Source organism: Aminobacter sp. P4_D5 (assembly GCF_056401815.1).
Window position 1 is genome coordinate 1 of record NZ_JBFUIP010000201.1, and the last position, 9,254, is coordinate 9,254.

At 53.8% G+C, this 9,254-nt stretch carries 9 protein-coding genes and 2 pseudogenes; 10 read left to right on the forward strand and 1 reads right to left on the reverse strand.

Going from position 1 to position 9,254, the window contains the following annotated elements; genetic code table 11:
• The 6 genes from AC1DWF_RS27520 to AC1DWF_RS27545 form a co-directional block, all read left to right on the forward strand.
• Nucleotides 1-773 (forward strand): Gfo/Idh/MocA family protein (locus tag AC1DWF_RS27520; RefSeq protein WP_476842288.1); only part of this gene is annotated, 773 nt, incomplete at its 5' end.
• Nucleotides 757-1,740, forward strand: a complete 984-nt coding sequence (locus tag AC1DWF_RS27525) for a GHMP family kinase ATP-binding protein (protein ID WP_476842289.1) — start codon at nt 757-759, stop codon at nt 1,738-1,740. The genes AC1DWF_RS27520 and AC1DWF_RS27525, both read left to right, overlap by 17 nt.
• Complete coding sequence (locus AC1DWF_RS27530) at nt 1,740-2,441, forward strand: nucleotidyltransferase family protein (RefSeq protein WP_476789588.1); 702 nt, start codon at nt 1,740-1,742, stop codon at nt 2,439-2,441. The genes AC1DWF_RS27525 and AC1DWF_RS27530 overlap by 1 nt, the downstream gene beginning before the upstream one ends.
• Nucleotides 2,438-3,037, forward strand: coding sequence for an SIS domain-containing protein (locus AC1DWF_RS27535; protein WP_476789587.1), 600 nt, complete (start codon nt 2,438-2,440; stop codon nt 3,035-3,037). The genes AC1DWF_RS27530 and AC1DWF_RS27535 overlap by 4 nt, the downstream gene beginning before the upstream one ends.
• Nucleotides 3,037-3,564 carry a D-glycero-alpha-D-manno-heptose-1,7-bisphosphate 7-phosphatase gene (locus tag AC1DWF_RS27540; RefSeq protein ID WP_476787001.1) on the forward strand — a complete coding sequence of 176 codons (528 nt, stop codon included), beginning with the start codon at nt 3,037-3,039 and terminating at the stop codon, nt 3,562-3,564. The genes AC1DWF_RS27535 and AC1DWF_RS27540 overlap by 1 nt, the downstream gene beginning before the upstream one ends.
• Nucleotides 3,561-4,277, forward strand: coding sequence for a transaldolase (locus AC1DWF_RS27545; protein ID WP_476842290.1), 717 nt, complete (start codon nt 3,561-3,563; stop codon nt 4,275-4,277). The genes AC1DWF_RS27540 and AC1DWF_RS27545 overlap by 4 nt, the downstream gene beginning before the upstream one ends.
• Before the next feature lie 126 nt (nt 4,278-4,403).
• Here AC1DWF_RS27545 and AC1DWF_RS27550 read toward each other — a convergent pair.
• Nucleotides 4,404-4,655 (reverse strand): annotated as a pseudogene (locus tag AC1DWF_RS27550) (IS66 family transposase); the annotation flags it as partial.
• A gap of 313 nt (nt 4,656-4,968) precedes the next feature.
• Between AC1DWF_RS27550 and AC1DWF_RS27555 the strand changes: the two are divergent.
• The 4 genes and pseudogenes from AC1DWF_RS27555 to AC1DWF_RS27570 form a co-directional block, all read left to right on the forward strand.
• Nucleotides 4,969-6,441 (forward strand): hypothetical protein, encoded by a 1,473-nt coding sequence (locus AC1DWF_RS27555; protein ID WP_476842291.1) that lies wholly within the window; start codon nt 4,969-4,971, stop codon nt 6,439-6,441.
• Nucleotides 6,434-7,246 carry a DUF7024 domain-containing protein gene (locus AC1DWF_RS27560; RefSeq protein WP_476789518.1) on the forward strand — a complete coding sequence of 271 codons (813 nt, stop codon included), beginning with the start codon at nt 6,434-6,436 and terminating at the stop codon, nt 7,244-7,246. Before AC1DWF_RS27555 ends, AC1DWF_RS27560 begins: the two co-directional genes overlap by 8 nt.
• A 257-nt stretch (nt 7,247-7,503) precedes the next feature.
• Nucleotides 7,504-7,752, forward strand: a pseudogene (locus AC1DWF_RS27565) (hypothetical protein); the annotation flags it as partial.
• 142 nt (nt 7,753-7,894) lie between these two features.
• The coding region (locus AC1DWF_RS27570; protein WP_476842292.1) for a glycosyltransferase at nt 7,895-9,254 on the forward strand (1,360 nt) is incomplete at its 3' end.

Consider the following 9,254-nt stretch of genomic DNA (forward strand, 5'->3'; position numbering starts at 1 on the left):
CTGATATAAGCCTTGCAGCGATCCAAGCCGGCAAACATGTTCTAGTCGAAAAGCCGGCGGCGCGCACATCGGCCGAACTTCTGCCAGTGATCGCTGCAGCGGAAAAATATCAGGTAAAGGTGCATGTAGGTTTCAGCCACCGCTACCACAGAGCTTTGCGGAAGGCCAAAGAGATTGTGAACTCTGGCGAGCTTGGAGAACTAATGTTCATCCGAGCGCGCTATGGTCATGGTGGGCGACCAGGCTACGACCGTGAATGGCGGGCAATTCCAGAGTTGTCTGGTGGCGGCGAACTGATTGATCAAGGGCCGCACCTGATTGACCTTGCGAGATGGTTCTTGGGTAATTTTACAAGCACAGCAGGTTTCGCGCACACCTACTATTGGGATATGCCGGTCGATGACAATGGCTTCATGTTGTTGAAAACGCACGATCAAAAGGCCGCCTTTCTCCATGTTTCCTGCACCGAATGGAAAAACATGTTCTCCATGGAGATCTACGGCAAGGACGGCAAGCTTGATATTTCTGGTCTGGGTGGCAGCTACGGTGTAGAGCGGCTCACACACTACAAGATGCTGCCCCAGATGGGACCACCCGAGACGTCGGCTTGGGAGTACCCCATGGCGGACAATTCTTGGGAGATTGAGCTAGCGGAGTTTTTCGAAGACATAGCACTGGACCGGGATCCCGAAGCTGGGCTCGTGGACGCTTTCGAAGCCCTCCAAATTATCGAAAAGATCTATCAGGAGTCCGGCTATGATCATAGCGCGTAGTCCCTTGCGCATCACTCTCGGTGGCGGTGGAACCGATTTGCCGTCCTATTACAGGGACCACGAAGGCTTTCTGGTATCGGCCGCAATTGACAAGTATGTCTATGTCACTGTGATGCGGCCGTTCACGGAAGGTATTTACCTTAAGTATTCCCACCTCGAACATGTTGATCAGATTAATGATGTAAGACATCCGATCATACGCGAATCGTTGCAGATGGTCGGGTTCAATACGCCGCAAGTCGAAGTTACCACTTTGGCCGACATCCCAGCCGGCACAGGGCTAGGTTCGTCGGGTAGCTTTACGACCGCGCTGCTGAAGGCTCTGTACACGCACAGGAAGCGGCACCTTCACCAAGAAGAACTAGCTGAACTGGCCTGTCATATAGAAATTGACCGGCTCGGAGAGCCAATCGGCAAACAAGACCAATACATTGCGGCCGTGGGTGGCGTGACTTGCTTCACGTTTCATAGGGACGACAAGGTGACGGCAAAGCCGCTTGGTCTTGCCATGGACACAATGTTCGACCTCGAGGACAACCTTCTCCTGTTCTTCACCGGCTTCTCGCGTAGTGCCAGTGGGATACTCAAGGACCAACAGGTGAAGTCGCAGAGCCAAGACGCCGACATGCTTAACAACCTCCACTATGTGAAGGAACTCGGCTACCGCAGCCGTGACGCGCTTGAAACCGGCGACACGAAACTTTTTGGCGAGCTCATGCACGAACACTGGGAGCACAAGAAGCGCCGCTCGGGTGGCATGAGCAATCCCAAGATCGACGAATGGTATGAGCTCGGCATGAAGAACGGCGCGGTCGGAGGCAAACTCGTAGGCGCAGGCGGCGGAGGCTTWTTGATGTTCGTGGCCAGCGATCGAAACAGGCTCCGTCATGCAATGGCCGCCGCAGGGCTGGAAGAGGTCCGCTTCCGCTTTGACTTCGAGGGTACAAAAGTGGTCTTAAGCTCCTGATGCTTACTGTAGCTATTCTTGCCGGAGGACTTGCAACCCGGCTTCGCCCCATCACGGAGACCATTCCGAAAGCGCTAGTCGAGGTTGCCGGAAGACCCTTCATTTATCACCAGCTGGATTACCTGCGCGATCAAGGTATTCGTCGTGTCGTCCTTTGCATCGGCTATCTAGGCGAGATGGTCGAAGAAGCTGTCGGCGACGGATCGGCATTCGGGATGGAAGTACTCTACTCTGCGGATGGGCCGAAACTGCTCGGCACCGGCGGAGCAATCCGGCAGGCGCTCCCTGCCCTGGGCGAGACTTTCTTCGTGCTGTACGGTGATTCCTTCCTCCCTATCGACTTTTCGATGGTCGAGGCATCTTTCGAAAAGAGCGGCAAGACCGGTCTTATGACCGTACTGGCAAATGGCGACCGGTGGGACAAGAGCAACGTTCAGTATTCGAACGGACGGCTGATCGAATATAATAAACGAGAACCCAGTCCGGAGATGAAATATATCGACTACGGCCTCGCTATCCTGAACGAGCGAGCCATTGCCGAGTGGAATGATGAAGTTTTCGACCTCGCGGATCTCTATCACGACCTGTCAGTTCGGGGACAATTGGCAGGCTGCGAGGTCCACGAACGGTTCTATGAGATAGGTTCTCACAGCGGCCTCAAGGAAACAGAAGCCTATTTTATGGAGGGACGGAGAAAATGACGTACGCGGAACAGCATTTGAGGGAAGCCTCGGAAATCATCGAAAAGCTTGATGTCGTGGCAATCGAAGGCATGGCGGATCTTTTAGCCCAAGCGAAATCCGATGGGGGCCGGCTCTTTTTCCTCGGCGTCGGTGGGAGTGCCGGCAATGCGTCTCATGCCGTAAACGACTTCCGAAAGATCGTCGGCATCGAAAGCTATGCACCAACCGACAACGTATCGGAGCTGACCGCTAGAACCAATGACGAAGGCTGGGGGACTATCTTTGCCGAGTGGCTGAAAGTCAGCAAGCTCAACGCCAAAGACGTGCTGTTCATCTTGTCTGTTGGAGGGGGCAATCTCGAAAAGAACATCAGCCCAAATCTAGTTGAGGCTCTCAAATTGGCGAAAAGCGTCGGCGCCAAGATTACCGGTGTGGTTGGTCGTGATGGCGGTTACACGGCATCGGTTGCTGATGTATGCGTGATCGTTCCCACTGTGAACGCCGAAAACATTACTCCGCATTCGGAAGCATTTCAGGCAGTGGTCTGGCACTTGTTGGTGTCGCATCCGAAACTCAAGGCAAACCAGACCAAATGGGAATCTGCAGTCCGCTGATGAAAGCAGTATTCCTCGACAGGGACGGTGTACTGAACCGCGCCATTGTGCGAGACGGAAAGCCGTACCCCCCCACCAGCGTCGAAGAGATGGAAATTTTGGACGGCGTTGTGGAAGCCTTGAGGAAGCTTAAATCTGGAGGATATCTCTTGATTGTCGTAACCAACCAACCCGATGTTGCACGGGGTACGGCCAAGAAAGAGACTGTGGAAGCAATCAACGCGTCTCTTGGAGCCGTGCTGCCAATAGACGAGTTCCGTACGTGCTTTCATGATACTTCTGACGGCTGCGACTGCCGCAAGCCACTGCCAGGTTCCCTTCTGGCCGCTGCGGCGCTCCATGACATAGACCTCAACAGCAGCTTCATGGTCGGTGACCGCTGGCGAGACATAGAAGCGGGACAAGCCGCAGGCTGCCGGACCGTATTTATCGACTATGGCTACAACGAAAAACAACCTCAATCGGTGGACTATCGCGTGTCTTCACTGGGTGAAGCAGCAGATATCATCCTGGAGCAATACATATGAAAAAAGTTGAAAACCTGAAGGTCAAGATTTTTGCGGACGGCGCAGACAAAGCGGGCATGCTGGAGATGTACTCCAAGCCCTACATCAAGGGTCTGACAACGAACCCGACGCTGRTGAAAAAGGCAGGGATCACTGACTACCGCACCTTCTGCAAGGACATCTTGACCTCGATTTCCGACAAGCCGCTTTCGTTCGAGGTATTCTCCGATGACTTTGACGAGATGGAAAAGCAGGCGCTAGAGATCGCTAGCTGGGGCGAAAATGTCTATGTGAAGATACCCGTCACCAACACCAAGCAAGAAACCTGCTACGCGCTGGTTGAAAAGCTGGCCGCCCGCAAGGTCAAGATGAACGTCACAGCCATCATGACGCTGACGCAAGTCCGCGATGTCGTTGCTGCGCTTGACCCCAGCGTGCCTAGCTACGTGTCGGTATTTGCAGGGCGTGTAGCAGATACAGGCAGAGACCCAATTCCAATGATGGCCGCCTCAGTCGAAATGCTGAAAGTGGCCCCGGCAGCCGAGCTGATTTGGGCCAGCCCACGCGAATTGCTGAACATTTTCCAAGCGGACGAGATCGGCTGCCACGTCATCACTGTCACGAACGACATCCTGAAAAAACTGTCGTTGGTGGGATATGATCTCGACGAATATTCTCTCGATACCGTGAAGATGTTCTACAAAGACGCGACAGACGCAGGGTATAAATTGTAGATTCGTTATTTACTTGACAGTCTGCTAGTGTATTCTGGCCGCTTAGGGATAAAGGGTGCCGCAGTATTTGCGGCACATTGGGTGCGCCGATACGAGTTGGACACTCATGCTAACCTCGCCGTTCCCCTCAAGCTGCAATTCCATCGGTTCGAGAAGCTGGGCCTTGCGCTCTGAGCGGCTACAATGGATGTCGCGCTTGAGCTTCTCGATCTCCCGATCTCCGGCCGGAGCCGCGCGATCAGCGCCTCCGAATGGGAGTTCACCGTCCGGGGCCTGGGTGGCGAGCGCTTCCACGTCACGACGAGCCGCACGCTCGGCGAGGATCATCGCGTGCACGCTGGCAAGGTCGCCGGGAAGCGGGTCGGCGGCATCGGCGATGGCGGGATGGAATCATATTCGTTCCCACCAAACCAGTAGTTTTGCTCACCCGCCGAGCTTGGCCGCCAGTTTTTTTGTGGCATTCGCCAGTCGATGCGATATGACGCGACCGCCTTCGGGGCCGCCAGATGCGCGAGGGCCAGCTCAACAAGGCCAATAAATCAAAGGTCGTCTGGACATCTGTTCGAACCAGCCGAATGCCGAACTTCTTCAAAGCCGTTGAATATGAGGCCAATTAACCGCGAGTCGCTTTAGGCATATTGGAGTTCCCCGGATGATGCTGTAAGAGCCGGTCAAGAGAAGGTCTTTCTATATGAATTTATATGGGCTGGTGGTCGAAGCCGCACTGGGAACAACGCGGTCGTCTCTGATCGCCATTGTTCTCTTGACTATGGGGGCGCCAATCTCCCTCATACTCGCCTCGCAATTTAACGTGAGGGTGAGCGCCGCCCTTGCTTTGCTGTGCGGACTGCTCGGAACGACCGTCGTATCTTGGTACGCCTTTAGGTTCGGTCTCAGCGTCAAGATAGCCTACGTAATCCTACTCGCCCTTGGCGTTGCGGTGTCAACCTTCGTCGCCGCAAAGGCACTACGTCGAAATTCAGCCAAAGCCCTAATGCAGACTTATGCGCCTTCGCTATTCATGGCGGGAGCTGCCTTTGTCATCCCAGTATTTGTCTACAGCCTGTTGAGTTATGCTAGGATYGAGACGGGCGCTTTGCCACTTCTAACTGCGGGCAACAATGACATATTCGCCTACTTAAAGCTTGGCGATGTTCTCCGCAATCTGCCAGATGTGACGACTGCGGTGGGCTCTTGGGATGTGAAGGGAGTGATTTCGATTGACGCCTTTGGCGCTTTCAATCTCGTGTCTCTCTCATCGTTCACCCTGAACACAAGTGTAGAACAGATAGCAATCCCTCTCCTAGGGATGGCTGTTGGGGTGTTTGGCCTCAGCATTGCAACGATATGCAAGAGAATTTTCAATCTTCCTCTTTGGATTTCGATTGCCATCTCAGTTGTATTCACCACAACACCGGTTATCRCCTACGTTGTTCTTAACTATTTCCTCGCCCAGGTACTATTCACAGGGGTTCTTTTGGTAACGTTGCTTCACGTAGCAGAGATGGCAAGTGAGCGAGAGAGCTTGATGAATGCCGGCTTGGCAGCTGCTGCCTTATCGGCATTAGTCATGTTCACTTATCATCCGTGGTTCGTACAATACATGATGCTATCGTCGGCTGCCATTGGTGGCGCTCTAGTCCTGCGCAATTCGTCGTACACCGTAAAAGCATTCGCCGTCGCGACTGCTTACGCGCTCTGTGTTTTCGTGGCATCGAATCTGTTTTCAGTGATGATGAGCGTTGATCGCTACATTATGAGCACGAAATATTTGATCGCCGCCGCTTCTACTGTGGACGCAGGGTGGCCTCTGCCCTTCATCAATCTTGCGCTATTTTTGGGATTGCCAGTTAACTGGTCGCAAATCCCGGCCAACGGCCAAGTCGAAATCAACTACATACTCCCTGGTATTTTGATACTCGCTACCTGCATGGCATTTTACTGGAGATCAGACAAAGAGGAAGGACGAAACGGGCGTCGTTTTCTAGCGATAAGCTTTATTGCTGCGGTCGTTCTTTATCTCGCTATTTGGGAGCTATATGGCGAATCATATCGGCAATGGAAATTCGCGGCAACGCTCACCATGCCCCTCGGGTTCATCGTTACAGCCTGCGGTCTCTTCGCCTTTCTTCGCTCACAGTTACGGTTTCGACAAAATGGTTAGAGTAGCCGTCGTTCTCATCGTATTTGCACTCGTGCTCGTCAGCAACGTCTACGAATACATCTATCAATGGAGCGCGACGGCCGTTTCGTTCGACCCTGGCCTTTCAAAGATCGCCATCGCTGACACGGATGACAGCGTAAACGCGGTCTATATCGATGTGTCCAGTTACAGTCAGAGAATGGCAGCCGCTATCTTCGTCAAACACAAACCAATATTCTTTGGCGGTCCAACCAACTATGGCCCCGAAACAACGCCCAGAGCACTTCCGGAAGGGAATATAGCAGTGCTTCGTGAAGCCTGCAGATCGCACCATGCCGCTCGTTCCTACGAGGTAGTCAACCTTCCCGCATCGCAGATCAAGACACGAAAAATTCCATTGCCCTTGACTGTGTCGTATGCTGGCGAGGACAATAAATGCCTGCAGATCAGTGGTTTCTCCAGCGTTGAAGCTTGGGGGCGATGGACAGATGGAAACTCGGCATCGATCGGGGCGCTATGCGAGTGCGACCTTTCCAAACAGAAAATCAAAATGGTCCTTAAGGCCGGCACGTACTTGATACCGGGGAAACTCGACCGGCAACGCGCAATCTTCCGCATAAATGGGTCTGCGCCTCAAGAACGGGTATTGAATTCAATGGACATAAACGACATCGAATTGGACGTGCCGCCGGCGGATGAAAACCCAAGTCTTCTCGACATCAAAATCGAACTTCCCGACGCCGCTTCTCCCACGATAGCCGGTGCGGCGGATCCACGCGTTCTGGGTCTGTCAATTGCCAGCATTACCCTACTTGAAGGAAATTAACTTAGAGCCTAGTTGCCCCAAGCCTCACCTTCAGGCCTCTGGCCAACCGCCATAGTGGTCGATGATATCGAGCTCGGCAAAGGGGTAGTTGCAGCAACTACAGAGTGGCGCGGTGTCGACAATCGCTGCATTGTCCCACTCAGCAGCTTCGCAGAGCCGAGCCCGACGGAAGGCGATAAGGATCCCGATTGCAGACAGCATCGAAACTTCTGGTTCGAACTTGATAAGAGTCGGCCACTTGCCCCTCCTTTGCTGGGCTATGGACGCCCTGGCGTGCAGCGCGGACGATCCGTGACGGCATTCAGGATTTTGAGGTCTATGCACTCCTGACCACCGCCCCGAACGATGTCGCTCGATCGATCCATGAAAAACCCATACCCGTCGTCTTGACCAACGCCGAAGAGATCGAGATGTGGCAGAAAGCGCCCTGGCCAGAGGCCAAAGCGCTGCAACGCCCCCTACCAGACGATTGTAAGCGGTGTCCCGTTCACACCTTGGCTGAATAATTCCAAATGCGTAGAGTATCGACTACCTTATACCATCGCCGAACTTGCCAAGTTGTAGATCTGTGCGATGAGATTACCTAGTGACTAGAATCCCCCTCGCCTATCTAGCCGCTTGATACTCCGACAAAGAAAATGCGCCCATATGAAAGATTTTCGACCACTACGTATTCTGATTGCGAATATCTGCCTGGACGGGCGAACCGGGACAGAAATTCTCACGCGAGAGATTGCACTTGCTTTACAGCAATGTGGCCACAGTCCCGTCGTGTATGCACAGCATCTTGGGCCAATCGCTGACGAGATTCGATCGAAGGGTATCCCGGTCACTGATGATATTCGGACTATCACTGGCGAGATCGACCTTATTCACGGACATCACAACTCTGTCACAGCTACCGCAATAGCGCGCTTTCCGGGTTCACCGGCAATCTTCTTTGCGCACGATTTTGTCAATTGGCACAGCGTGCCTCCGCATCTACCCGCAATACGACGCTATGTTGCGGTTGACGAAACGGTGGCTGATCTCCTTCGCTATCAAAGCGGTGTCCCACTGGAAAAGCTTCGGGTCCTACTGAACCCGGTTGATCTCAAGCGCTTCTACCAGGGCCCAGACTTGCCGGCACGCCCCAAGCGTGCACTGGCTTTCGCCAAGAACGATCAACATCTGGCCGCAGTGAAAGACGCCTGCATGGCGCGCGAGATCGAAGTCGACTTCATCGGCAGCGCGGTAGGAAGGGTGATCGACGAACCGGAGAACCTTTTCCCCAAATATGACTTGGTGTTTGCCTCAGCCTTGAGCGCTATCGAGGCTATGGCTTGCGGTCGAGCAGTCGTAGTATGCGACGGTCGAGGGTTGGCCGGACTGGTACGACCTCAGAACTGGCAAACTTGGAGGCGGTTCAACTTTGGACTTCGTACGCTACAGCGCGAGCTAACGACCGAGGCCCTCGTGGAGGAGATCGCCCTTTACGACCCAGCCGAAGCTCGCGCTGTGACCGAACGCACGCGGGCAGCGGCAAGCCTTAAAGATTGGGTGCATGAGTGCCAGTTGATCTACGCGGATGTGGTGGACGAGCATCGCAGTTTGCCTCCCTCCCCCATACAGGCCAGCTCAGCTATGGCCACTCATTTACAAACCTGGTTACCACGCCAGGGAGCAGCTTGGCCTTGGATGAGAGAGCGAGATGAACTCATCGCTCAGGTTAGCAGATTCCGAAGCGGCCTATCGCCTATTCAAGCGGGCCGTCTGTACAATTTGGGTCACGCAGCAAACCCTGAGCAGTGGTTTCGCCTCAACGGATTCTCGTATATTGAACCATGGGGAGTCTGGACAATTGGCGAGCTGGCCAGCATCGAAATGCGCATGTTGCCGAACGATGTTCCGCAGACACTCGAAATAACGTTGATGGCCTTCGTCAACGAGAAGCACCCGACGATAACGGTTGATCTATTCATAAACGGGAGCTTCGCATCAAAACGGCAGTTTCAGCACACGCCTGCGT